Origin of the sequence: Enterobacter cloacae complex sp. 372C4 (assembly GCF_050030615.1) — a bacterium.
GTDB classification, from domain to species: Bacteria; Pseudomonadota; Gammaproteobacteria; order Enterobacterales; family Enterobacteriaceae; genus Enterobacter; species Enterobacter intestinihominis.
In genome coordinates this window covers 2218969-2243161 of sequence record NZ_JBLGUQ010000001.1, presented here as the reverse complement: position 1 = coordinate 2243161, position 24193 = coordinate 2218969, and the positions used below count along the sequence as shown (strand labels likewise).

At 52.9% G+C, this 24193-nt stretch carries 18 protein-coding genes and 4 tRNA genes; 4 read left to right on the top strand and 18 right to left on the bottom strand.

Annotated features, from left to right (window positions below):
* Positions 1-247: 247 nt before the first annotated feature.
* The 3 genes from ACQG11_RS10810 (at position 248) to ACQG11_RS10800 (ending at position 2595) form a co-directional block, all read left to right on the top strand.
* On the top strand, positions 248-1789 hold the full coding sequence (locus ACQG11_RS10810) for a sensor domain-containing diguanylate cyclase (protein WP_045309136.1): 1542 nt from the start codon (positions 248-250) through the stop codon (positions 1787-1789).
* Positions 1790-1969: 180 nt separating this feature from the next.
* Positions 1970-2278: a PTS sugar transporter subunit IIB gene (locus tag ACQG11_RS10805; RefSeq protein WP_010425948.1), complete on the top strand. Its 309-nt coding sequence runs from the start codon at positions 1970-1972 to the stop codon at positions 2276-2278.
* The gene (locus tag ACQG11_RS10800) at positions 2278-2595 is read left to right on the top strand and encodes a PTS lactose/cellobiose transporter subunit IIA (protein ID WP_003862327.1); all 318 of its coding nucleotides are present in this window, start codon (positions 2278-2280) and stop codon (positions 2593-2595) included. Before ACQG11_RS10805 ends, ACQG11_RS10800 begins: the two co-directional genes overlap by 1 nt.
* A gap of 115 nt (positions 2596-2710) precedes the next feature.
* Here ACQG11_RS10800 and rpoC read toward each other — a convergent pair whose 3' ends face one another.
* From rpoC to ACQG11_RS10735, 13 genes are all read right to left on the bottom strand, one after another.
* Complete coding sequence (gene rpoC / locus ACQG11_RS10795; protein WP_023299069.1) at positions 2711-6934, bottom strand: DNA-directed RNA polymerase subunit beta'; 4224 nt, start codon at positions 6932-6934, stop codon at positions 2711-2713.
* 76 nt (positions 6935-7010) lie between these two features.
* Entirely contained in the window at positions 7011-11039 is a 4029-nt protein-coding gene (rpoB, locus tag ACQG11_RS10790) for a DNA-directed RNA polymerase subunit beta (RefSeq protein ID WP_023299068.1), read from the bottom strand.
* A gap of 319 nt (positions 11040-11358) precedes the next feature.
* Positions 11359-11724 carry a 50S ribosomal protein L7/L12 gene (gene rplL, locus ACQG11_RS10785; RefSeq protein WP_002445276.1) on the bottom strand — a complete coding sequence of 122 codons (366 nt, stop codon included), beginning with the start codon at positions 11722-11724 and terminating at the stop codon, positions 11359-11361.
* A gap of 66 nt (positions 11725-11790) precedes the next feature.
* Complete coding sequence (rplJ, locus tag ACQG11_RS10780) at positions 11791-12288, bottom strand: 50S ribosomal protein L10 (RefSeq protein ID WP_003862338.1); 498 nt, start codon at positions 12286-12288, stop codon at positions 11791-11793.
* Positions 12289-12577: 289 nt separating this feature from the next.
* Positions 12578-13282 (bottom strand): 50S ribosomal protein L1, encoded by a 705-nt coding sequence (rplA, locus tag ACQG11_RS10775; RefSeq protein WP_006810530.1) that lies wholly within the window; start codon positions 13280-13282, stop codon positions 12578-12580.
* A gap of 3 nt (positions 13283-13285) precedes the next feature.
* Positions 13286-13714 (bottom strand): 50S ribosomal protein L11, encoded by a 429-nt coding sequence (gene rplK / locus ACQG11_RS10770; protein ID WP_003862340.1) that lies wholly within the window; start codon positions 13712-13714, stop codon positions 13286-13288.
* 156 nt (positions 13715-13870) lie between these two features.
* Positions 13871-14416 carry a transcription termination/antitermination protein NusG gene (gene nusG / locus ACQG11_RS10765; protein ID WP_003862341.1) on the bottom strand — a complete coding sequence of 182 codons (546 nt, stop codon included), beginning with the start codon at positions 14414-14416 and terminating at the stop codon, positions 13871-13873.
* A 1-nt stretch (position 14417) separates the two neighbouring features.
* The gene (gene secE / locus ACQG11_RS10760) at positions 14418-14801 is read right to left on the bottom strand and encodes a preprotein translocase subunit SecE (RefSeq protein ID WP_003862342.1); all 384 of its coding nucleotides are present in this window, start codon (positions 14799-14801) and stop codon (positions 14418-14420) included.
* A gap of 227 nt (positions 14802-15028) precedes the next feature.
* Positions 15029-16213 carry an elongation factor Tu gene (tuf, locus tag ACQG11_RS10755; protein WP_022646700.1) on the bottom strand — a complete coding sequence of 395 codons (1185 nt, stop codon included), beginning with the start codon at positions 16211-16213 and terminating at the stop codon, positions 15029-15031.
* 118 nt (positions 16214-16331) lie between these two features.
* Positions 16332-16407, bottom strand: a tRNA-Thr gene (locus ACQG11_RS10750).
* 6 nt (positions 16408-16413) lie between these two features.
* A tRNA-Gly gene (locus ACQG11_RS10745) sits at positions 16414-16488 on the bottom strand.
* 116 nt (positions 16489-16604) lie between these two features.
* Positions 16605-16689: transfer RNA gene (locus tag ACQG11_RS10740), tRNA-Tyr, on the bottom strand.
* Between the two features lie 8 nt (positions 16690-16697).
* A tRNA-Thr gene (locus ACQG11_RS10735) sits at positions 16698-16773 on the bottom strand.
* A 317-nt stretch (positions 16774-17090) separates the two neighbouring features.
* Between ACQG11_RS10735 and coaA the strand changes: the two genes are divergently transcribed.
* Positions 17091-18041, top strand: a complete 951-nt coding sequence (gene coaA, locus ACQG11_RS10730; RefSeq protein ID WP_032622068.1) for a type I pantothenate kinase — start codon at positions 17091-17093, stop codon at positions 18039-18041.
* A gap of 44 nt (positions 18042-18085) precedes the next feature.
* On the opposite strand, the gene dppF is transcribed toward coaA, so the two are convergent.
* From dppF to dppA, 5 genes are all read right to left on the bottom strand, one after another.
* Entirely contained in the window at positions 18086-19084 is a 999-nt protein-coding gene (gene dppF, locus ACQG11_RS10725; protein ID WP_022646698.1) for a dipeptide ABC transporter ATP-binding subunit DppF, read from the bottom strand.
* Entirely contained in the window at positions 19081-20064 is a 984-nt protein-coding gene (gene dppD / locus ACQG11_RS10720; RefSeq protein ID WP_010426220.1) for a dipeptide ABC transporter ATP-binding protein, read from the bottom strand. Before dppD ends, dppF begins: the two co-directional genes overlap by 4 nt.
* A 10-nt stretch (positions 20065-20074) precedes the next feature.
* A complete protein-coding gene (gene dppC / locus ACQG11_RS10715) occupies positions 20075-20977 on the bottom strand; it encodes a dipeptide ABC transporter permease DppC (protein WP_022646697.1) in 903 nt (300 codons plus the stop codon).
* A 9-nt stretch (positions 20978-20986) separates the two neighbouring features.
* Entirely contained in the window at positions 20987-22006 is a 1020-nt protein-coding gene (gene dppB, locus ACQG11_RS10710; protein WP_022646696.1) for a dipeptide ABC transporter permease DppB, read from the bottom strand.
* A 161-nt stretch (positions 22007-22167) separates the two neighbouring features.
* Complete coding sequence (gene dppA, locus ACQG11_RS10705) at positions 22168-23775, bottom strand: dipeptide ABC transporter periplasmic-binding protein DppA (protein ID WP_022646695.1); 1608 nt, start codon at positions 23773-23775, stop codon at positions 22168-22170.
* Between the last annotated feature and the right edge of the window lie 418 nt (positions 23776-24193).

The following is a 24193-nucleotide window of genomic DNA, read 5'->3' as shown; positions in this document are numbered from 1 at the left end:
GATTAACCACGTCAGCAACGGACGCTGACCAGGGTGAAAATGCTTCTTCCTCGTTTCGCCCTGCCCTCCGCCCCTTAAACAAAATTTCAATTGATAAAATAAATACGTCGTTTCTTATCTACTCTTAAGATAAATCAACCCGTCGGAAATCGCTTTCTGTATAATTTACTACCAGCAATCTGACAGCGACTATGCTGAGGATATCGACAGACGCAACGCGTCTACCATCTGGATTGATGCACAACTCATGGCACTCCACAGTAAAAAGCTCTCTTTTACCCGACCAATTATGGTCAGCTTCGCGGGGATTCTGTTCAGTTTCGCGATAATCGCGATTCTGGTCATCCTTTCACAACGGAAGGATTTTATTGAGGATTATCATAAAATTAATGGTAACTTCACCCATAATCTGGCGGTGAACTATACCGAATCCATTCTGCGAGAAAACGACTATATTCTTGGTCGCGCTGCGATGTACTACGCCCGTGACGACAGAGTGAATCAGACGATAAATATCGATCCAGCACAGGGTTTGCAGATGTTAATGCATTTGCAGAATCTGATGCCGACGGTGTCGTCTATCTCTCTGGCGGACACCGAAGGGCACCATCTGCGCGCGCCGGAAGTACTGCCAACGGAGAAGAGTAGGTCGTTCGACGCACGAACACGCCCATGGTTTATCGGGCAAGCGGAAGCCAGCAACTTTCCTCACTATACCCGCCCCTATCTGGACTATTTCACCCAACATCCTACGGTCACCCTCTATAAACCGGTCATTTCACCGGAAGGCCGTCTGAAGGGCACGCTCGCTTTCCATCTTGATTTACCCTCCATGGGGTATACCCTGCGCCAGATGGTGGCACCGGTTCAGGGTGAGTTTTTTGTCGTGGAACGTGACGGCGCCGTTGTGCTGCATCCGGACACGGGTGCGCTCTTTAAGCAGTACGTAAGCGAAGCGCTGATGGACAAAATGACCAGCGGCGAAGGGCATCTTTTCGACCCCAAAAGTAAAACCTGGTATTACTACTACTCTTTCACCAATCCGGACTGGTTTGTGATTTATCGGGTCTCCGATGCCACGCTTTCCGTCATCACCCGGCATGAAACCACCGTCGTCGGCTGGGGATTTGCGCTGGCGGCAATCATCATCATTCTGTTCGGGCTCTACCTGCGCCATGCCTCGCGTTCTGTGCTGATGAACATTATCAACGCCATCAAAACCGGAGACGTCAATCAGGCGCCACGTCTTGAGGCGATGCTCAGCCATACCATTCGAACCAATAAGGAACGTGAGATGGCCTATGTCCGTCAGGCCACCCATGATGCGCTGACAGGCTGCAAGAACCGCCGTGCTTTCGACAACGATGTGGATGAGCTGCTGACCGCTCATCAACCCTTCGTTCTGGCGCTGGTCGATATCGATAACTTCAAATCTATTAACGACACCTGGGGCCACCTGAGCGGGGATATTGTTCTGCGCAGCGTGGCGCGCGAAGGTATTCAGATCATGCAGCCTCACCACGTTTCCGTTTACCGCTACGGTGGGGAAGAGTTCGGGGTGATTTTCCCGGCCGAGCTGATGAACTCCGCGCACGCGCTACTGGAAGCCTGGCGCACCGCCGTGGAAAAACGGACCTGGCGGGAAGAGAACCTGCGAGTAACCTTCAGCGCGGGGGTGGGAGAGTGGCACTTCGAACCGCTGGAACAATTTATTGGTAGCGTAGATGAAGCGCTGTATACCGCTAAACAACAGGGTAAAAACCGCATCGTAAGCACGGCCAGCCGATAATACCCTTCCTGAGATTCCGCCCGTTAAGACGGGCAGAATGCTTTCATGTATAAAATTGTAACCGGTTTCAGAAAAATGCCGATTTCTTTGTGATGCCTGACACACAATCGCGGTAAAGCGGTTGTTGAAGCGGTCTGCGCGGGATAATTATCAATAAACACATGTAGATCGAGGCTGACTATGAAGAACATCGTTTTATGCTGTGCAGCGGGAATGTCAACCAGCATGCTGGTTCAACGTATGAAAGATGCCGCGCAGAAAAAAGGAGTCGAAGTAACCATTAAAGCCGTTCCGGTCGCGGAGTTCAAAGATAACATCGCGACGGCTGATATCGTATTACTGGGGCCACAGGTTAAATACGAACAGGCAAAACTCCAGGCACAGGCCGATCCGCTCGGAAAAAAGGTCGCGGTTATCGACATGATGGATTACGGCATGATGAAAGGTGATGCCGTACTGGAAAAAGCGCTCAAACTTCTGGAGTCATAATGGAAGACTTAGAAACTACAATCATGGAGCTACTGGTCAATGCAGGTGCGGCGCGCAGTGCGGCCCTGACAGCGTTGCAGATGGCGCGAAAAGGTGACTTTGACGAAGCCGAGAAAGCGATGGAAGAGTCGCGTGAATATGTGAAACATGCGCATACTATCCAGACGCAGCTCATCGGTCTTGATGAAGGGACAGGTAAACTTCCGGTTAACCTGATCACCGTTCACTCTCAGGATCACCTGATGAACGCGATGGTCATTCAGGATCTGGCGGGCGATATGATTGAGCTTTATCGACGCATCCCGTTAGTGAATTGAAGACATACAGACGTAAAAAAACCCGCCGAGGCGGGTTTTTTATTGTCGGGTGACGCTGCGCTTACCCGACCTGTGATTCATATGCCCGGTAATTTTACCTACCGGGCATCAACGATTACTCGTTGTCGGAACCGCCCAGACCTGCGTTCAGCAGTTCTGCAAGGCTCGCGGATGCATCTTCGGCAGTCACCTGCGGTGCAGCTGGCAGTTCACCCGCTGCACGACGACGCATACGATCCTGGTGGTACGCATAACCGGTACCGGCCGGGATCAGACGACCCACGATAACGTTCTCTTTCAGACCGCGCAGTTCATCACGTTTACCTGCAACAGCCGCTTCGGTCAGGACACGAGTGGTTTCCTGGAACGATGCAGCAGAGATGAAGGACTCGGTTGCCAGAGACGCTTTGGTGATACCCAGCAGATCGCGTGCAAAGGTCGCACCGATTTTGCCGTTCGCTTCCAGATCGCGGTTAGCGATCTTAACGCGTGAGTATTCAACCTGCTCGCCTTCCAGGAAGTCGGAGCTGCCCGCGTTTTCGATGGTTGCTTTACGCAGCATCTGACGAACGATAACTTCGATGTGCTTATCGTTAATCTTAACGCCCTGCAGACGGTATACGTCCTGTACTTCGTTAACAATGTAACGAGTAACAGCATGCACACCACGCAGACGCAGGATGTCGTGCGGCGCTTCTGGACCATCGGAGACCACGTCACCACGTTCCACGCGTTCACCTTCGAACACGTTGAGCTGACGCCACTTAGGAATCATCTCTTCGTACGGCTCGCTGCCATCTACTGGCGTGATAACCAGACGGCGCTTACCTTTGGTCTCTTTACCGAAGGAGATGATACCGCTGATTTCAGCCAGGATAGCAGGCTCTTTCGGACGACGTGCTTCGAACAGGTCCGCAACGCGTGGCAGACCACCGGTGATGTCCTTGGTACCGCCGGATTCCTGAGGAATACGCGCCAGGGTGTCACCAGAGCTGATCTGTACGCCATCTTCCAGCTGTACAATCGCTTTACCCGGCAGGAAGTACTGCGCAGGCATATCGGTGCCAGGGATCAGAACGTCGTTACCCTGAGCATCAACGATTTTCAGTGCAGGACGCAGATCTTTACCACCGGTAGTACGTTCAGCAGAATCCAGAACCACCAGAGAAGACAGACCGGTCAGCTCGTCGGTCTGACGAGTAATGGTCTGGCCGTCGATCATGTCAGTGAAGCGGATGAAACCACTTACTTCGGTGATAACCGGCATGGTGTGTGGATCCCAGTTTGCTACGGTTTCGCCGCCGGCAACCTGCTCGCCATCACCTTTCGCCATAACCGCACCGTAAGGCACTTTATAGCTCTCTTTGGTACGACCGAATTCGTCGATCAGCTTCAGCTCGGTGTTACGAGAAGTCACAACCAGCTTGCCTGCGGAGTTAACAACAGACTTCGCGTTGCTGAGCTTGATGCTACCTTTGTTTTTCACCTGGATGCTGGATTCAGCAGCCGCACGAGATGCCGCACCACCGATGTGGAACGTACGCATCGTCAGCTGTGTACCCGGCTCACCGATGGACTGTGCTGCGATAACGCCGATAGCCTCACCTTTGTTGATGATGTGGCCACGCGCCAGGTCACGACCGTAGCAGTGCGCACACACACCAAAGTCGGTGTCACAGGATACAACGGAACGCACTTTCACAGAGTCAACAGAGTTCGCTTCCAGCAGGTCACACCACTGTTCGTGCAGCAGAGTGTTGCGTGGAACCAGAATGTCTGCGGTGCCCGGCTTCAGGATGTCTTCCGCGGTCACACGACCCAGTACGCGATCGCGCAGCGGCTCTTTAACATCACCACCCTCGATAACCGGGGTCATGGTGATACCTTCGAGGGTGCCACAATCGTCTTCGGTGACGACCAGATCCTGCGCAACGTCAACCAGACGACGCGTCAGATAACCGGAGTTCGCCGTTTTCAGTGCGGTATCCGCCAGACCTTTACGCGCACCGTGCGTGGAGATGAAGTACTGGAGTACGTTCAGACCTTCACGGAAGTTCGCGGTGATTGGCGTTTCGATGATGGAGCCATCTGGCTTCGCCATCAGACCACGCATACCTGCCAGCTGACGAATCTGTGCCGCAGAACCACGCGCACCGGAGTCGGCCATCATGTAGATGCTGTTGAAGGAGACCTGCTGCTCTTCTACGCCGTCACGGTTAATCACGGTTTCGGTTTGCAGGTTATCCATCATCGCTTTGGATACACGATCGTTCGCCGCAGCCCAGATATCGATAACTTTGTTGTAACGTTCGCCTGCGGTTACCAGACCAGACTGGAACTGCTCCTGGATCTCAGCAACTTCAGCTTCCGCTTCAGAGATGATCTCGTGTTTCTTCTCTGGGATGACCATGTCATCGATACCAACAGATGCACCTGAACGCGCTGCATAAGCAAAGCCGGTATACATTGTCTGGTCAGCGAAGATAACGGTCGGCTTCAGGCCCAGAATGCGGTAACAGGTGTTCAGCATTTTGGAGATCGCTTTCTTGCCCAGCGCCTGGTTGACGATGGAGAAAGGCAGACCTTTCGGTACGATCATCCACAGAATCGCACGGCCAACGGTCGTGTCTTTCAGGCTGGTAATCGCCACGAATTCGCCGTTTTCATCTTTTTCGTATTCGGTGATACGCACTTTAACGCGCGCATGCAGAGAGGCCAGGCCAGCGCGATAAATACGCTCAGCTTCTTTCGGGCCAGTCAGCACCATGCCTTCGCCTTTGGCGTTAACACAGTCACGGGTCATATAGTACAGACCCAATACAACGTCCTGAGAAGGAACGATGATAGGTTCACCGTTCGCTGGAGACAGGATGTTGTTGGTAGACATCATCAGCGCACGCGCTTCGAGCTGGGCTTCCAGCGTCAGCGGTACGTGAACAGCCATCTGGTCACCATCGAAGTCGGCGTTATAGGCCGCACAAACCAGCGGGTGCAGCTGGATCGCTTTACCTTCGATCAGGACTGGCTCAAATGCCTGGATACCCAAACGGTGCAGAGTTGGTGCACGGTTCAGCAGTACCGGGTGTTCGCGGATCACTTCGTCCAGGATATCCCAAACGACAGCTTCTTCACGCTCAACCATTTTCTTAGCGGCTTTGATGGTGGTGGCCAGGCCACGCAGTTCCAGCTTGCCGTAGATGAACGGTTTGAACAGCTCCAGAGCCATTTTCTTAGGCAGACCGCACTGATGCAGACGCAGGTATGGACCTACGGTGATTACAGAACGACCGGAGTAGTCAACACGCTTACCGAGCAGGTTCTGACGGAAACGACCCTGCTTACCTTTGATCATGTCGGCCAAAGATTTCAGAGGACGTTTGTTAGAACCGGTGATCGCACGACCGCGACGACCGTTATCCAGCAGGGCATCTACCGCTTCCTGCAGCATACGTTTTTCGTTGCGTACGATGATGTCCGGCGCAGCCAGATCCAGCAGACGTTTCAGACGGTTGTTACGGTTGATCACGCGACGGTACAGATCGTTCAGATCCGACGTTGCGAAACGACCACCATCCAGCGGAACCAGCGGACGCAGATCTGGCGGCAGAACCGGCAGAACGGTCAGGATCATCCACTCTGGTTTGTTACCAGACTGTACGAACGCTTCCAGCAGTTTGATACGCTTGGTCAGCTTTTTACGCTTGGTTTCGGAGTTGGTTTCGTTCAGCTCTTCGCGCAGAGTTTCACACTCTTGCTCCAGATCCATGCTCTTCAGCAGGGCCTGGATAGCTTCCGCACCCATCTTCGCGTCGAATTCGTCACCGAACTCTTCCAGCGCGTCCAGATACTGTTCTTCGGTCAGGATCTGGTTACGTTCCAGATTCGTCATCCCGCCTTCGATCACAACATAAGATTCGAAGTACAGAACACGTTCGATATCGCGCAGCGGCATATCCAGCAGCAGGCCGATACGGGACGGCAGAGATTTCAGGAACCAGATGTGAGCAGTTGGAGACGCCAGCTCAATGTGGCCCATACGCTCACGGCGTACTTTGGTCTGGGTCACTTCAACGCCGCACTTCTCACAGATCACACCACGGTGTTTCAGGCGCTTGTACTTACCGCACAGGCACTCGTAGTCTTTTACTGGCCCGAAAATACGCGCACAGAAAAGGCCGTCACGCTCAGGTTTGAACGTACGGTAGTTGATGGTTTCCGGCTTTTTAACTTCACCAAAAGACCATGAACGGATCATGTCTGGCGAAGCCAGAGCAATTTTGATCGCATCAAACTCTTCGGTTTTAGTCTGCGCTTTCAGAAACTTTAATAAATCTTTCACGGATTTGCTCCCGTCGGAGTTAGCACAATCTGGTGTCGGGGGTTAACCCGACACCAGTGACCTGTTTGAGCGAGAATTACTCGTCTTCCAGTTCGATGTTGATACCCAGCGAACGAATCTCTTTCAACAGTACGTTGAAGGATTCTGGCATGCCCGGTTCCATCTGATGGTTGCCGTCTACGATGTTCTTATACATCTTAGTACGACCGTTCACGTCATCAGACTTAACGGTGAGCATTTCCTGCAGGGTGTATGCTGCGCCGTATGCTTCCAGCGCCCACACTTCCATCTCCCCGAAGCGCTGACCACCGAACTGAGCCTTACCACCCAGCGGCTGCTGAGTAACCAGGCTGTAAGAACCGGTAGAACGAGCGTGCATCTTGTCGTCGACCAGGTGGTTCAGTTTCAGCATGTACATGTAACCTACGGTTACCGGACGCTCGAACTGTTCACCGGTACGGCCGTCAAACAGCGTAATCTGACCAGACGTTGGCAGACCACCCAGTTGCAGCAGCTCTTTAATTTCAGCTTCTTTTGCACCGTCGAATACCGGCGTTGCAATTGGCATACCCTTACGCAGGTTTTCCGCCAGACGCAGAACTTCATCATCGCTGAAGGTGTTCAGGTCGACTTTCTGACGCACGTCGGTACCCAGATCGTAGGCACGCTGGATGAACTCGCGCAGTTTCGCGACTTCTTCCTGCTGCTTCAGCATGGCGTTAATCTTGTCGCCGATACCTTTCGCAGCCATACCCAGGTGGGTTTCCAGGATCTGACCGATGTTCATACGAGACGGTACACCCAGTGGGTTCAGTACGATATCTACCGGCGTACCGTTAGCATCGTGCGGCATATCTTCGATCGGGTTGATCTTAGAGATAACACCCTTGTTACCGTGACGACCTGCCATCTTGTCACCAGGCTGGATCTGACGTTTAACAGCCAGATACACCTTAACAATCTTCAGCACGCCTGGTGCCAGATCGTCGCCCTGAGTGATTTTGCGGCGTTTCGCTTCGAGTTTTTTCTCGAACTCGTGTTTCAGTTCGTCATACTGCTCAGCCAGCTGTTCCAGCTGATTCTGTTTCTCTTCGTCGGTCAGGCCCAGCTCCAGCCAGCGATCGCGTGGCAGTTTGTCGAGCTTCTCAGCTTCAACGCCACCGGCAACCAGCACCGCATAGATACGGCTGAACAGACCCGCTTCGAGGATTTGCAGTTCTTCAGACAGGTCTTTCTTAGCCTGTTTGAGCTGCATCTCTTCGATTTCCAGCGCACGCTTATCTTTCTCAACGCCGTCACGAGTGAAGACCTGAACGTCGATAACCGTACCGGAAACACCGTTTGGTACGCGCAGAGAAGAGTCTTTAACGTCAGACGCTTTCTCACCGAAGATAGCACGCAGCAGTTTCTCTTCTGGCGTCAGCTGGGTTTCGCCTTTCGGCGTGACCTTACCAACCAGAATGTCGCCGCCGGTCACTTCCGCACCGATGTAAACAATACCGGATTCATCCAGTTTGGAGAGCGCAGCTTCACCCACGTTAGGGATGTCGGCAGTGATCTCTTCTGGCCCCAGCTTGGTGTCACGGGACACACAGGCCAGTTCCTGAATGTGGATGGTGGTGAAACGATCTTCCTGAACCACACGCTCGGAGACGAGGATGGAGTCTTCGAAGTTGTAACCGTTCCACGGCATGAACGCTACGCGCATGTTCTGACCGAGCGCCAGTTCACCGAGGTCGGTGGACGGACCGTCTGCCAGCACGTCGCCGCGCTCAACTGGCTCACCCAGAGATACGCAAGGCATCTGGTTGATACAGGTGTTCTGGTTAGAACGGGTGTATTTGGTCAGGTTGTAGATGTCGATACCCGCTTCGCCCGGATACATCTCGTCTTCGTTAACTTTGATAACGATACGGGATGCGTCAACGTACTGAACGGTACCGCCACGCTTAGCAACTGCTGTAACACCGGAATCAACGGCAACAGCACGTTCCATACCGGTACCAACCAGCGGCTTATCAGCACGCAGAGTTGGAACGGCCTGACGTTGCATGTTCGCACCCATCAATGCACGGTTGGCGTCATCGTGTTCCAGGAACGGGATCAGGGACGCACCGACGGATACCACCTGTTGGGTGGATACGTCCATGTAGTCAACCTGGTCGCGGCTGAACAGGCTGGATTCGCCTTTGCTACGGCAGGTAACCAGATCTTCTACAAAGTGGCCTTCGTCATCCAGGTTGGAGTTCGCCTGAGCGATAACGTAGTTGCCTTCTTCGATAGCAGACAGGTAATGAATTTCGTCGGTAACCACACCGTCGGTCACTTTACGATACGGGGTCTCAAGGAAACCGTATTCGTTTGTCTGTGCGTACACGGACAGGGAGTTGATCAGACCGATGTTTGGACCTTCAGGCGTTTCGATTGGACATACGCGACCGTAGTGAGTCGGGTGTACGTCTCGAACTTCAAAGCCTGCACGTTCACGGGTCAGACCGCCTGGGCCGAGTGCAGAGATACGACGTTTGTGCGTGATCTCAGACAGCGGGTTGTTCTGGTCCATGAACTGAGACAGCTGGCTGGAACCGAAGAACTCTTTCACTGCCGCAGAAATCGGCTTGGCGTTGATCATATCCTGAGGCATCAGGGTATCCAGATCGCCCAGAGACAGACGCTCTTTCACCGCACGCTCTACACGAACCAGGCCAACGCGGAACTGGTTTTCCGCCATTTCGCCTACGGAACGGATACGACGGTTGCCGAGGTGGTCGATATCGTCCACTTCGCCTTTACCGTTACGGATATCGATGAGCTTCTTCATCACTTCAATGATGTCGTCTTTGCTCAGGATACCGGAACCTTCGATTTCGTCGCGCAGCAGAGAACGGTTGAACTTCATACGACCTACCGCGGACAGATCGTAGCGGTCTTCGGAGAAGAACAGGTTCTCGAACAGGCTTTCCGCCGCTTCGCGAGTTGGTGGCTCACCAGGACGCATCATGCGGTAGATTTCAACCAGCGCACTCAGACGATCGTTGGTTGGGTCGACGCGTACAGTCTCAGAGATGTACGGACCGTGGTCCAGATCGTTGGTGAACAGCGTTTCGATACGTTTGTGGCCAGACTGGCTCAGCTTAGCCAGCAGATCCAGGCTCAGCTCCATGTTCGCCGGGCAGATCAGCTCGCCAGTTGATTCATCAACGTAATCTTTCGCGGCTACTTTTCCTGCAATGTATTCAACCGGAACTTCGATGTGTTTGATATCATCTTTTTCCAGCTGGCGGATGTGGCGCGCGGTGATACGGCGACCTTTTTCCACATACACTTTGCCGTCGGCTTCGATGTCGAACGACGCGGTCTCACCACGCAGACGTTCCGGCACCAACTCCATCTGCAACTTGTTGTCGCGGATTTCAAAGATCACTTTCTCAAAGAACAGGTCCAGGATCTGCTCAGTGGTATAGTTCAGTGCACGCAGAATGATGGTTGCAGGCAGCTTACGACGACGGTCGATACGGACAAACAGGTTGTCTTTTGGATCGAATTCGAAGTCCAGCCATGAACCACGGTAAGGAATGATGCGTGCGTTATACAGTACTTTACCGGAAGAGTGCGTTTTACCTTTATCGCTGTCGAAGAAGACGCCCGGGCTACGGTGCAGCTGGGAAACGATAACACGCTCAGTACCGTTGATAACGAAAGTACCGTTGTCCGTCATGAGTGGAATTTCACCCATGTAGACTTCTTGTTCTTTAATGTCTTTTACGGTGCCTTCCGGCGCTTCGCGCTCGTAGATCACCAGACGCAGTTTTACGCGCAGCGGTGCGGAATAGGTCACGCCACGGATCTGACATTCCTGAACGTCAAACACCGGTTCGCCAAGGCGGTAGCTGACGTACTGCAGCTCGGAATTACCGCTGTAGCTCTGAATCGGGAACACGGAACGGAAGGCTGCTTCCAGGCCGTACTGCCCTTCAGGATCTTGCTCGATAAACTTCTGAAACGAGTCAAGCTGGATAGAAAGGAGATATGGAATGTCCAGAACTTGTGGACGTTTACCAAAATCCTTACGAATACGTTTTTTCTCGGTATAGGAGTAAACCATAGGGTTCCTCAGCTCGCTGACAAGTCGACCCATCTGTCCGACGAAGGGACAGTTTGTGCAACACCATTTTGTGGACCGGAAAATTGAATACTTTCCGCAATACCTGTTGCTATCACGCTTAAACCATTTCATTGCGATTTACACAGAGCGAGCACCCTGTCGCAGTATATTAAGTCGTCGATAGAAACAAGCATTGTCAGGACAACCAGCAGTCAAACAGTGTGAAATGCTGCTGATGCCTTACAGCGCAAAAAGGCTGGTGACTAAAAAGTCACCAGCCATCAGCCTAATTACTTAGGCTGCAACCAGAAAAGTTGGCTTATTTAACTTCAACTTCAGCGCCAGCTTCTTCCAGAGATTTTTTCAGTGCTTCTGCGTCGTCTTTGCTCACGCCTTCTTTCAGCGCAGCTGGAGCAGATTCTACCAGGTCTTTAGCTTCTTTCAGACCCAGGCCAGTTGCGCCACGTACTGCTTTGATTACAGCAACTTTGTTCGCGCCAGCAGCTTTCAGAATTACGTCGAATTCAGTTTTTTCTTCAGCAGCTTCAGCCGGGCCCGCAGCTACAGCTACAGCAGCAGCAGCAGAAACACCGAATTTTTCTTCCATTGCAGAAACCAGCTCTACAACGTCCATTACGGACATAGCTGCTACTGCTTCAATGATTTGATCTTTAGTGATAGACATTTAAATTGTTCCTGAAAATCAGAATAAGTTTATACGTAAGCAAATGCTTTATAAAGATAACTGCGATTAAGCAGCTTCTTTCGCATCGCGTACAGCAGCCAGAGTGCGAACCAGTTTGCCAGCCGCAGCTTCTTTCATGGTTGCCATCAGGCGTGCAATTGCTTCTTCGTAGGTCGGCAGGGTGGCCAGGCGATCGATTTGCGATGCCGGGATCAACTCACCTTCAAAGGCTGCAGCTTTGACCTCAAATTTTGCATTCGCTTTCGCGAACTCTTTGAACAGACGAGCAGCAGCGCCCGGGTGTTCCATAGAGTATGCAATCAGGGTCGGACCAACAAACGTGTCTTTCAGGCACTCGAACTGAGTACCTTCAACTACGCGACGCAGCAGGGTGTTACGAACAACACGCATGTATACGCCAGCTTCACGACCTGCTTTACGCAGTTCAGTCATTTTGTCTACAGTAACGCCACGGGAATCCGCAACTACTGCAGACAGCGCGCCTTTGGCTACTTCGCTGACTTCAGCAACAATCGCTTGTTTGTCTTGAAGATTTAAAGCCATTAGCTTTGCTCCTGGATGTTTGCCGGAACTCATGTTCCGGAACTCACTTCACTCGACCCAACGGGAAGAGCGTCTTAATACGGTGAGCAGAAACAAGCCAGAGTATTTAAAATAATCTTAGCGTTCTGTCACCGTCTACGCAGGGGATTAAGTTTCTTGCGAAACACCTGCGGTCTTCGACGGAGGCCTGGATAGGCCAGGCTCCAACGAACAATTCTTTTAGCCGCTAACTTTTGTTAGCAAACGTGGGGGTAAGATTGTAGACAAAATCACCGCCCACGTAAAGGCATTAGTTTGCAGCAGCGCTCAGGCCAGCCTGGTCAACTGCAACACCTGCACCCATGGTGGTGGAGATGCTAACTTTCTTGATGTACACGCCTTTCGCCTGAGTTGGTTTAGCTTTTTTCAGCGCAACCAGCAGAGCTTCCAGGTTTTCTTTCAGTTTGTCAGCGTCAAAGTCCACTTTACCGATGGTGGTGTGGATGATGCCGTTTTTGTCGTTACGGTAACGAACCTGACCTGCTTTAGCGTTCTTAACCGCTTCAGCAACGTTAGGAGTTACAGTACCCACTTTCGGGTTTGGCATCAGGCCGCGTGGACCCAGAACCTGGCCCAGCTGGCCAACAACGCGCATTGCATCTGGAGAAGCAATAACAACGTCAAAGTTCATTTCGCCTTTCTTGATCTGATCAGCCAGATCTTCCATACCTACCAGTTCAGCGCCGGCAGCTTTAGCCGCTTCAGCGTTTGCACCCTGAGCAAATACAGCTACGCGTACGGAACGGCCAGTACCGTGTGGCAGTACAGTTGCGCCACGAACGTTCTGATCGGATTTACGAGCGTCGATGCCCAGGTTAACGGCAACGTCAACGCTTTCAACGAACTTAGCAGTTGCCAGTTCTTTCAGCAGAGCGATAGCTTCGTTGATGTCGTACTGTTTGGTCGCATCAACTTTGTCACGGATCACGGACATGCGCTTGGTCAGTTTAGCCATTTCTTAGTCCTCCACTACCAGGCCCATGGAACGTGCAGTACCTTCAATGGAGCGAGTCATCGCTTCAATGTCGGAACCAGTCATGTCGGCAGCTTTGGTCTGCGCGATTTCCTGCAGCTGAGCGCGGGAAATTTTACCCACTTTGTCTTTGTTCGGCTTACCGGAACCAGACTTGATGCCCGCTGCTTTCTTCAGCAGAACTGCTGCTGGAGGGGTTTTGGTAACGAAAGTGAAAGAACGGTCAGCGTAAACAGTGATTACAACTGGGATTGGCAGACCTTTTTCCATGGATTCAGTTTTGGCGTTGAACGCTTTACAGAATTCCATGATGTTCACACCCTGCTGACCCAGAGCTGGACCAACTGGTGGACTTGGGTTCGCCATACCTGCTGCAACCTGCAGCTTGACGTAGGCTTGTACTTTCTTAGCCATTCTAAAATCCTCTGATTGGGTAATAACGCCTCGGAGAGGCTCCCCGTGAATAAAATTCGTTTTACGGGTCGGAACCCATAAAAACAAAAGGCGCGAAATTGTATTCCAATCTCGCGCCCTGTGCAACGATTAAATCGTCGCTTTTTTGATCGCTGCTTAGGCTTTTTCTACCTGAGCAAAGTCCAGCTCTACCGGGGTCGCACGACCAAAGATAGAAACGGAAACTTTCAGGCGGGACTTCTCGTAGTCCACTTCTTCGACGACGCCATTAAAGTCAGCAAACGGACCGTCGTTAACACGAACCATCTCACCCGGTTCAAACAGCGTTTTCGGACGCGGTTTATCACCCACCTGCTGGAGGCGGTTCATAATCGCATCAACTTCTTTGTCGCTGATTGGCGCCGGACGGTCAGATGTGCCGCCGATAAAGCCCATCACGCGTGGTACGCTGCGCACCAGGTGCCAGCTCGCGTCGTTCATCACCATCTGAACCAGCACGTAACCCGGGAAGAATTTACGCTCGCTTTTGCGACGTTGGCCGCCACGGATCTCAACCACTTCTTCGGTCGGAACCATAACTTCGCCAAATAACTCTTCCATATTGTGTAATTTGATATGCTCACGCAGCGACGTAGCTACGCGGCCTTCAAAACCGGAAAACGCCTGAACGACGTACCAGCGCTTTTTAGGGGCTTCAGACATCTCAGAACCTCAGGCCAGTGATAAAGGATACCAGGCGAACCAGAATACCATCCAGTCCCCACAGGATCAGTGACATTACAGCGGTTACCGCCGCTACAATCAGCGTGGTGTGCAATGTTTCCTGGCGAGTCGGCCAAATGACCTTGCGGACTTCGGTACGCGCTTCGCGGGCAAACGCAACGGTCGCTTTGCCTTTCGTCGTCAACAGCGCGACACCACCCGCCGCAGCAATCAGAATTACCACTGCAAGCGCGCGTAGCGGCAGCATCATGTCACGATAAAGATAGTTGCCGACAATCGCCACAATCAGCAGCACGGCTACAACTACCCATTTCATCGCTTCCAGGCCGCGCCCGCTCCCTTGAGCTTCGGTATTCGCACTCATAAACCAACCTGTCAGAAGTATTCTACAAACATTTTCACCCCGCGAGTGCGAGGCAAACCAATCGAAATGCTATTCGCTTTTCGTATTATACGCTCTCCGCAGAGCCTGTCTCAGCAATGATTATGACAAAATTAATCACTGATGAGCCAGGTTCTGATGTGAAAGCGTGCAAAAAGGGCATCAAATGATGCCCTTTTATTGCGCATTGCGTCAAATGTTATCAGCGATTAGCCGAGAACTTTAGCAACAACGCCCGCGCCAACGGTACGGCCGCCTTCACGGATTGCGAAACGCAGACCGTCGTCCATCGCGATTGGGTGGATCAGAGTCACAACCATCTTGATGTTGTCGCCTGGCATTACCATCTCTACGCCTTCTGGCAGTTCGATGGTACCGGTCACGTCAGTTGTACGGAAGTAGAACTGTGGACGGTAGCCTTTGAAGAACGGAGTATGACGGCCGCCTTCGTCTTTGGACAGAATGTACACTTCAGATTCGAACTTGGTGTGTGGCTTGATTGAGCCTGGCTTCGCCAGAACCTGACCACGTTCGATTTCTTCACGTTTGATACCACGCAGCAGAACACCAACGTTCTCACCAGCACGGCCTTCGTCCAGCAGTTTGCGGAACATTTCAACGCCAGTACAGGTAGACTTCGCAGTCTCTTTGATACCAACGATTTCAACTTCTTCACCAACTTTGATGATACCGCGCTCTACACGACCGGTAACAACGGTACCACGACCGGAGATGGAGAATACGTCTTCGATTGGCAGCAGGAATGGCTTGTCAATCGCACGCTCTGGTTCTGGGATGTAAGAATCCAGGAAGCCAGCCAGTTCGATGATTTTCGCTTCCCACTCTGCGTCGCCTTCCAGCGCTTTCAGCGCGGAACCACGAACGATTGGAGTGTCGTCGCCTGGGAAATCGTACTGAGACAGCAGTTCACGGACTTCCATCTCTACCAGTTCCAGCAGCTCTTCGTCATCAACCATGTCGCATTTGTTCAGGAACACGATGATGAAAGGAACGCCTACCTGACGACCCAGCAGGATGTGCTCACGAGTCTGAGGCATAGGGCCGTCAGTCGCAGCAACAACCAGGATCGCGCCGTCCATCTGCGCAGCACCGGTGATCATGTTTTTAACATAGTCGGCGTGGCCTGGGCAGTCTACGTGTGCGTAGTGGCGAGTCGGGGTGTCATACTCAACGTGAGAGGTGTTGATGGTGATACCACGAGCTTTTTCTTCTGGTGCGTTATCGATCTGATCGAAAGCACGAGCAGCACCGCCGTAGGTTTTAGCCAGTACGGTAGTGATTGCAGCGGTCAGCGTTGTTTTACCATGGTCAACGTGGCCGATAGTACCGACGTTAACGTGCGGTTTTGTACGTTCAAACTTTTCTTTAGACATCGATTGTCCCTCTAAGACACGGATAAATCGGTGATATCACCACATCAACCAGGCGAAAATGCCTGAACTGTTGAATACATTTACATTGAAACAGAGAGAAAGGGAGGGAGAAGTGAAGTGGTGCTGATACCCAGAGTCGAACTGGGGACCTCACCCTTACCAAGGGTGCGCTCTACCAACTGAGCCATATCAGCACGTATTGGAGCGGGCAGCGGGAATCGAACCCGCATCATCAGCTTGGAAGGCTGAGGTAATAGCCATTATACGATGCCCGCATCCTGAAACTCGGCTACCCAGTTCTTTCTGTAACAAAAAAAGAGATTTCTCTCTTTTCTGTTCGAGCTGGTCAATTTTTCCAACCAGCTCCGGCGGCGTTGACGCTGCCAGAAAGTGGTGGTGGGGGAAGGATTCGAACCTTCGAAGTCTGTGACGGCAGATTTACAGTCTGCTCCCTTTGGCCGCTCGGGAACCCCACCGGACTTGATGGTGCCGACTACCGGAATCGAACTGGTGACCTACTGATTACAAGTCAGTTGCTCTACCTACTGAGCTAAGTCGGCATCAAGTAGCGCGCATTCTATGGAGACCTGCGCAGTCATGCAACTAAAAAATTGCATAAAACGTTCTTTCGCTCACATTTTATTCGAAACCAGGGCTAACCGCTGTAAATTCATCCGCTCGTGATTAAAAATCCAACATGAACGCCTGATTTCGGCACGCTATAGCCCCGGGTGATGCCTGCCCGGTTAAGCATCGCTTTCCCATATTTTTTCTTATTATTCCTCTCATCTGGTGTTAACCTCCTGCCCATTGTCCAAAATTAACTATGTGATGAGCCCGCACCCGCCGTTTCGTGATGGTTCACAGAAGCATGCTTATGAGCAAAAAAGAGCAAACGTTAATGACGCCCTATCTTCAGTTTAACCGTAGCCAGTGGGCAGCCCTGCGTGACTCCGTCCCTATGACACTGACGGAAGGTGAAATCGCACGGCTAAAAGGGATAAACGAAGATCTCTCCCTGGAAGAGGTGGCAGAAATCTATCTCCCCCTCTCTCGCTTGCTTAACTTTTACATCAGCTCCAACTTGCGTCGCCAGGCCGTACTGGAACAGTTCCTCGGTACGAACGGTCAACGTATTCCTTATATCATCAGTATTGCGGGCAGCGTGGCAGTGGGTAAAAGTACCACCGCGCGCGTGCTACAGGCGCTGCTGAGCCGCTGGCCGGAACACCGCAGCGTGGAGCTGATCACCACCGACGGCTTCCTGCATCCCAATGAGGTGTTGAAAGAACGCGGCCTGATGAAGAAGAAGGGCTTCCCGCTCTCTTATGATATGCACCGCCTGGTAAAGTTTGTCTCTGATTTAAAATCGGGCGTGCCGAACGTTACCGCACCGGTCTACTCGCATCTGATCTACGACCGCATCCCGGATGGTGACAAAACGGTGGTGCAGCCCGACATCCTGATTCTGGAGGGCTTAAACGTACTGCAAAGCGGGATGGATTACCCTCACGATCCGCATCACGTGTTTGTCTCTGACTTCGTCGATTTCTCAATTTATGTGGATGCGCCTGAAGATCTGTTGCAACGCTGGTATATCAACCGCTTCCTGAAGTTCCGTGAAGGGGCGTTCACCGACCCGGATTCTTACTTCCACAACTACGCTCAGCTCTCTGAAGAAGAGGCTATCAACGTGGCGACCGGGCTGTGGAATGAGATCAACTACGTCAACCTCAAAGAGAACATCCTGCCGACGCGCGAACGTGCAAGCCTGATCCTCACCAAGAGTGAGAAACACGCCGTTGACCAGATTCGTTTACGGAAGTAGATCTCAGACGTAAAAAAAAACCGGCTAATCGCCGGTTTTTTCCTTTATGCATGCGGCTTTTCGCCGTTTTCATCCTGATCGACCGCGAAGCAGGCCACCAGCTGTCCGCCATAATCTTTCAGTTGTGGCTGCAACTGCGTACACGGACCGAAGCGGCGACGGCAGCGAGCGTTGAACGCACATCCCGGCGGCGGGTTAAGCGGGCTTGGTAACTCGCCGGTCAGCTTAATGCGCTCACGGCGGTCATCCGGGTTCAGTCGCGGCGTCGCAGACAGTAGTGCCTGAGTATATGGATGACGCGGGTTATTAAAGATCTGATCTTTCGTCCCCTTCTCTACGCAGCGTCCCAGATACATCACCATCACCTCATCGGCAATGTGCTCAACCACAGACAGGTCATGGGAGATGAAAACGTACGACAGCCCAAGATCCTGCTGTAAATCCATCATCAGGTTCAGCACCTGCGCACGCACGGATACGTCGAGCGCCGAAACTGGTTCATCGGCAATCACCACGTCCGGGTCGAGCATCAGACCACGGGCGATGGCGATACGCTGACGTTGACCGCCAGAGAACATATGCGGATAGCGATCGTAATGCTCGGTTTTCAGGCCCACCTTCGCCATCATCGCCAGCGCTTTTTCACGACGCTGCTCTTTGCTCAGGTTGCTGTTGATCAGCAGCGGCTCTTCCAGAATCTGCCCCACTTTTTTTCGCGGGTTCAGCGAACCATACGGATTCTGGAACACAATCTGGATTTTCTGACGTCGCAGTTTCTGCGCCTGCGGATCGTGCTTGAGCAGATCCTGGCCCTGATAGTAAAGCTCGCCGCCAGTCGGAACTTCAATCATCGTTAACAGACGGCCCAGCGTGGACTTCCCACAGCCAGATTCCCCTACCACCGCCAGCGTTTTTCCGCGTTCGAGAGTAAAGGAGACACCATCCAGCGCTTTTACCAGGCGCTCAGGAGCAAAGAGGCCCTTCTTCACCGGGTAATGTTTTTTCAGGTCGATGGCCTGCAACAGCATTTGTTGCGTACTCATAGTGTTGGCCTCCCGGCATCATCGAGTGGGTAGTGGCATTTCGACTGACGTCCGTCAGCTAACAGGTTCAGCTCCGGCTCGTCGACGCGGCATTTATCCGTCGCATACGGGCAGCGCGGGTTAAGCAGACAGCCCTGAGGACGGTCATATTTACCCGGTACCACCCCCGGCAGCGAGGCCAGACGCGCTTTATCCTGCGCGAACTCCGGCAGCGCGCGCAGCAGCGCCTGCGTATAGGGATGACGCGGGGCCCGGAAGATATCGTGTGAACTCCCGGTCTCCACCACCTGGCCTGCATACATCACAATGATTTTGTGTGCCGCTTCAGCCACCAGCGCCAGATCGTGCGTAATCAGCACCAGCGCCATATTCTCTTTCTGCTGCAACTCCAGCAGTAGCTCAATAATTTGCGCCTGAATGGTCACGTCCAGCGCGGTTGTCGGTTCATCGGCAATCAGCAGTTTTGGACGACAGGCAATGGCCATCGCGATCATTACACGCTGACTCATCCCACCGGACAACTGGTGCGGATAAACGTCCAGACGCGATGCCGGATCGGGTATACCCACCTGCGTCAGCAGGTCAATAGCGCGCTGGCGACGGGTTTGCTTGTTACCGCCCTGGTGCACCTTAATGGCTTCCATAATCTGGAAACCCACGGTGTAACACGGGTTCAGACTGGTCATCGGGTCCTGGAAGATCATCGCCACTTCCGCTCCCACCAGTTGGCGGCGCTGTTTTTCGGAAATGCGCTGCAGATCCTGGCCATTGAACTCCAGGCTTTCCGCCATTACGCGGCCGGGATAGTCAATCAGCCCCATGATTGCCAGTGAACTCACTGACTTACCGGAACCGGACTCCCCAACGATACCAACCACTTCGCCCTGATTTACGCTATAGCTGATGCGGTCCACAGCACGAAACGGTGTGCCTTCATCGCCGAAGTGCACCGATAATTTATCTACATTTAATAACGCCATCTCGTGCCTCTTACTGCTTCAGTTTGGGATCAAGTGCATCACGCAGACCATCACCCATCAGGTTAAATGCCAGCACCGTCAGCAGAATCGCCAGACCCGGGAAGGTGACGACCCACCAGGCGCTTTGCGCGAACTGCAACACGTCGGAGAGCATGGTGCCCCATTCCGGTGTTGGCGGCTGCGCACCCATGCCAAGGAAGCCAAGAGCGGCCATATCGAGAATGGCGTTAGAAAAACCGAGCGACGCCTGAACAATCAGCGGTGCAAGGCAGTTAGGAAGAATATTGACGAACATCTGGCGCATCGCCCCCGCACCCGCCACTCGAGATGCTGTCACATAATCGCGGTTCACCTCGACCAGCACGGCCGCACGGGTTAATCGGACATAGTGAGGAAGCGCAACGAACGTTAGCGCGAGCGCGGCATTGCCTATCGAAGGACCAAAGACCGCGACCAGCACCAGGGCCAGCAGAAGGCTTGGCAATGCCAGCATGATATCGACGATACGCATGATAACGTTATCAACGATGCCGCCGAAGTAGCCCGCCACCAGACCAAGCACAACGCCCATGATCAGCGACAACACCACAACGAGACAGCCAACCAGCAGAGAGAGGCGCGCGCCGTACATCAGACGAGACAGCACATCGCGGCCAACGTCATCAGTACCGAGCAGGTGCGTCAGGCTACCACCTTCCTGCCAGGCCGGTGGCGCGAGCAGCGCATCACGGAACTGGTCCGCGGGGTTATACGGCGCAAGGAAGTTCGCAAACACCGCAATCAGGATCATGATGGAAACATACACCAGCCCGACGACCGCGCCTTTGTTGCGCTTGAAGTAGTGCCAGAATTCCTGCATCGGCGTCATTGGCACCGGTGCGGTAACCGCTTTATTTTGAGTAACTTGTGACATGATGGCCCCTTACTTCTTATGACGAATACGCGGGTTCACCACGCCGTACAGCAAATCGACCAGCAGGTTGACGAGGATAATCATCGTCGCGACCAGCAATACACCGCCCTGCACAACCGGATAATCACGGCGTTGCAGCGCATCAATCAACCAGCGTCCAAGGCCTGGCCAGGAGAAGATGGTTTCGGTCAGGATCGCCCCGGCCAGCAGCGTACCGACCTGCAAACCGATAACGGTCACCACCGGCAGCATGGCGTTACGCAGGGCATGAATAATGATGACGCGCATACGGGTCAGACCTTTAGCGCGGGCAGTACGAATATAATCTTCGCCCAGCACTTCCAGCATGGAGGAACGAGTCATACGCACGATCACCGCAAGTGGGATGGTGCCCAGCACCATTGCAGGCAGGATCATGTGCGCAACCGCATCAATGAAGTTGCCCTCTTCGCCCCAGATCGCCGTATCAATCAGCATAAAGCCGGTTAACGGGTTGGTGTCGTCAAGGAAAACCATATCGCTGACACGTCCGGAGACCGGCGTCAGGTTCCACTGCACCGAGACCAGCATGATCAGCATCATGCCCCACCAGAAGATAGGCATGGAGTAGCCGGTCAGTGCCAGGCCAACGGCGGTGTGGTCGAAAATAGAGCCACGCTTAACGGCAGCCAGCACGCCGACGGGAATCCCCACCGCGGTCGCGAAGATCATGGCGCAGATGCCGAGTTCCAGCGTCGCCTGGAAACGCGGCACGAACTCGTCCCACACCGGAAGACGGCTTTTCAGTGAAATCCCTAAATCGCCGTGTAATACGCCCCAGATGTAGTGGAGGTACTGCTGCCACATCGGCTTATCAAGGCCGAGTTCAGCCAGCAGTTGCGCATGACGTTCAGGGGAGATACCACGCTCGCCCGCCATAATCATCACCGGATCACCCGGGATCATATGGACGAAGGCAAAAGTGAGAAGGGTGATACCGATAAACGTCGGGATAACCAGTCCCAGACGTCGGAGGATGAACTGCAACATAACCCGGATTCTCTCTGATGACGCACGCTCAGTAGCGTGACGTCTGTATTGCTCACAAATGTAAATTCCCTCTCCCTTCGGGAGAGGGTTAGGGTGAGGGGATGCATGCACGCCCCTCACCCCTGCCCTCTCCCACAGGGAGAGGGAGAACACCCTACTTATTATTCAACAGACACGTTTTCGAAGTGGTGTTTGCCCAGTGGATCGACCACGTAGCCCTTCACTTCTTTACGCACTGGCTCGTACACGGTGGAGTGAGCAACAATCAGCGCCGGAGCCTGATCGTGCATGACAACCTGCGCTTGCTTGTACAGTTCGATACGTTTGTTGTGATCATCGGTCGCACGCGCCGGCTGGATCAGGTCTTCAAACGGCTTGTAGCACCAGCGAGAGTAGTTGGAACCGTCTTTCGCTGCCGCACAGCTGAACAGGGTCGCGAAGAAGTTGTCCGGATCCCCGTTGTCGCCGGTCCAGCCCATCATGACCGCCTGGTGTTCGCCCGCTTTGGCGCGTTTCAGGTACTCGCCCCACTCGTAGGTCACAATTTTGGCCTGTACGCCAATCTTCGCCCAGTCAGCCTGAACCATTTCCGCCATACGACGTGCGTTCGGGTTGTAAGGACGCTGTACCGGCATCGCCCACAGCTCAACGGTGAAACCTTTATCCTGGCCCGCTTCTTTCAGCAGCGCTTTCGCTTTCTCAGGATCGTAGGTGTAGTCCTTAATGTCGTCGTTATAGCCCCACATGGTTGGTGGGATCAGGTTCTTGGCCGCAACGCCAGCGCCCTGGTAAACGGCTTTGATGATCGCTTCTTTGTTCACCGCGTAGGTCAGCGCCTGACGCACTTTCACGTCATCGAACGGTTTCTTCTCGGTGTTGAAGGAGAGATAACCCACGTTCAGGCCCGCCTGCTCCATCAGGTTGATATTTTTATCCTGCTTCATGCGCGCGATGTCAGCCGGGTTTGGATACGGCATCACCTGACATTCGTTTTTCTGCAATTTTGCGTAACGCACGGATGCGTCAGGCGTGATGGAGAAGACCAGACGGTCGATCTGCGGCTTGGTGCCCCAGTAGCCCGGGAAGGCTTTATACAGAATACGGGAATCTTTCTGGTACTGAAGCAGCTGGAACGGGCCGGTACCGATTGGGTTCAGGTCCACTTTTTCCGGCGTGCCGGCTTTCAGCATGTTGTCCGCGTACTCTTTAGAGAGAATAGAGGCGAAGTCCATCGCCAGGTCAGCGAGGAATGGCGCTTCCGGACGCGTCAGCACGAACTGAACGGTTTTATCGTCCACTTTTTTCACTTCAGCAATCAGGTCTGGCAGACCCATCCCTTCGAAGTATTCATAGCTGCCGCCAGACACTTTATGGTACGGGTTCTGGGCATTTTTTTGACGGTCGAAGGAGAACACTACGTCGTCGGCGTTAAAGTCGCGCGTAGGTTTGAATTCTTTGCTGTCCTGCCACTTCACGCCCTGACGCAGGTGGAAGGTATAGGTTTTACCGTCTTCGCTGATATCCCACTTTTCAGCCAGGCCAGGAATCACTTCCGTGGTACCGGTTTTAAATTCAACCAGACGGTTATAGATCGGTACAGAGCTTGCGTCGTAAGTCGTACCAGAGGTAAAGAGCTGTGGGTTAAAGCCTTCCGGAGAGCCTTCAGAACAGTAAACCAGGGTTTTTGCCTGTACGCTTGCTGCGACGGTCATGGCCACCAGGCTCAGACCAAGCTTCAGCATCCCTGACTTCTTCAAGGAAATACTCATTATTGTGCTCCAATGTGATGTTTTGCTTTGTTGTGTTACGCCGCCTGACCTTTATTTATTTTTTACCCGGTCCGGTCGGTGATGCCCGAGGGCGTTAAAAGGGATAGAGAATCCTTTCAGAAGAGCGTTTGAGTTGCAGCGCAGATCCTCCCTGAAATGCCCCTCGTGCCCTACAATCTGTCAACAGAATGTGAAAACGTCAATACAGGTGGCGGGGATTTACGTGGAGTGTGAGAAACCGCAAACAAAGATTAAAAAAACTCTGAATGCCAGTTTTCAGCAGAGAAATTTATGCTACTCGCCATGTTGCAGCATAAACCCCTCCCTATTTCGCAACACCCAGTGATTAAGTTTTATTCAGAATGGGTAAATTTTCTTACAGAATGGTGATTATCTGAGCACTAAATACCGCGAACGT

Bases quoted from the DNA above. Each gene is read 5' to 3' on its own strand.
- tuf (WP_022646700.1), bottom strand. From the start codon at position 16,213: ATGTCTAAAGAAAAGTTTGAACGTACAAAACCGCACGTTAACGTCGGT.
- coaA (WP_032622068.1), top strand. From the start codon at position 17,091: ATGAGCAAAAAAGAGCAAACGTTAATGACGCCCTATCTTCAGTTTAAC.
- dppD (WP_010426220.1), bottom strand. From the start codon at position 20,064: ATGGCGTTATTAAATGTAGATAAATTATCGGTGCACTTCGGCGATGAA.
- dppB (WP_022646696.1), bottom strand. From the start codon at position 22,006: ATGTTGCAGTTCATCCTCCGACGTCTGGGACTGGTTATCCCGACGTTT.
- dppF (WP_022646698.1), bottom strand. From the start codon at position 19,084: ATGAGTACGCAACAAATGCTGTTGCAGGCCATCGACCTGAAAAAACAT.
- rplL (WP_002445276.1), bottom strand. From the start codon at position 11,724: ATGTCTATCACTAAAGATCAAATCATTGAAGCAGTAGCAGCTATGTCC.
- dppC (WP_022646697.1), bottom strand. From the start codon at position 20,977: ATGTCACAAGTTACTCAAAATAAAGCGGTTACCGCACCGGTGCCAATG.
- secE (WP_003862342.1), bottom strand. From the start codon at position 14,801: ATGAGTGCGAATACCGAAGCTCAAGGGAGCGGGCGCGGCCTGGAAGCG.
- rplK (WP_003862340.1), bottom strand. From the start codon at position 13,714: ATGGCTAAGAAAGTACAAGCCTACGTCAAGCTGCAGGTTGCAGCAGGT.
- ACQG11_RS10805 (WP_010425948.1), top strand. From the start codon at position 1,970: ATGAAGAACATCGTTTTATGCTGTGCAGCGGGAATGTCAACCAGCATG.
- nusG (WP_003862341.1), bottom strand. From the start codon at position 14,416: ATGTCTGAAGCCCCTAAAAAGCGCTGGTACGTCGTTCAGGCGTTTTCC.
- ACQG11_RS10800 (WP_003862327.1), top strand. From the start codon at position 2,278: ATGGAAGACTTAGAAACTACAATCATGGAGCTACTGGTCAATGCAGGT.
- dppA (WP_022646695.1), bottom strand. From the start codon at position 23,775: ATGAGTATTTCCTTGAAGAAGTCAGGGATGCTGAAGCTTGGTCTGAGC.
- rpoB (WP_023299068.1), bottom strand. From the start codon at position 11,039: ATGGTTTACTCCTATACCGAGAAAAAACGTATTCGTAAGGATTTTGGT.
- rplA (WP_006810530.1), bottom strand. From the start codon at position 13,282: ATGGCTAAACTGACCAAGCGCATGTCCGTGATCCGTGACAAAGTTGAT.
- rplJ (WP_003862338.1), bottom strand. From the start codon at position 12,288: ATGGCTTTAAATCTTCAAGACAAACAAGCGATTGTTGCTGAAGTCAGC.
- ACQG11_RS10810 (WP_045309136.1), top strand. From the start codon at position 248: ATGGCACTCCACAGTAAAAAGCTCTCTTTTACCCGACCAATTATGGTC.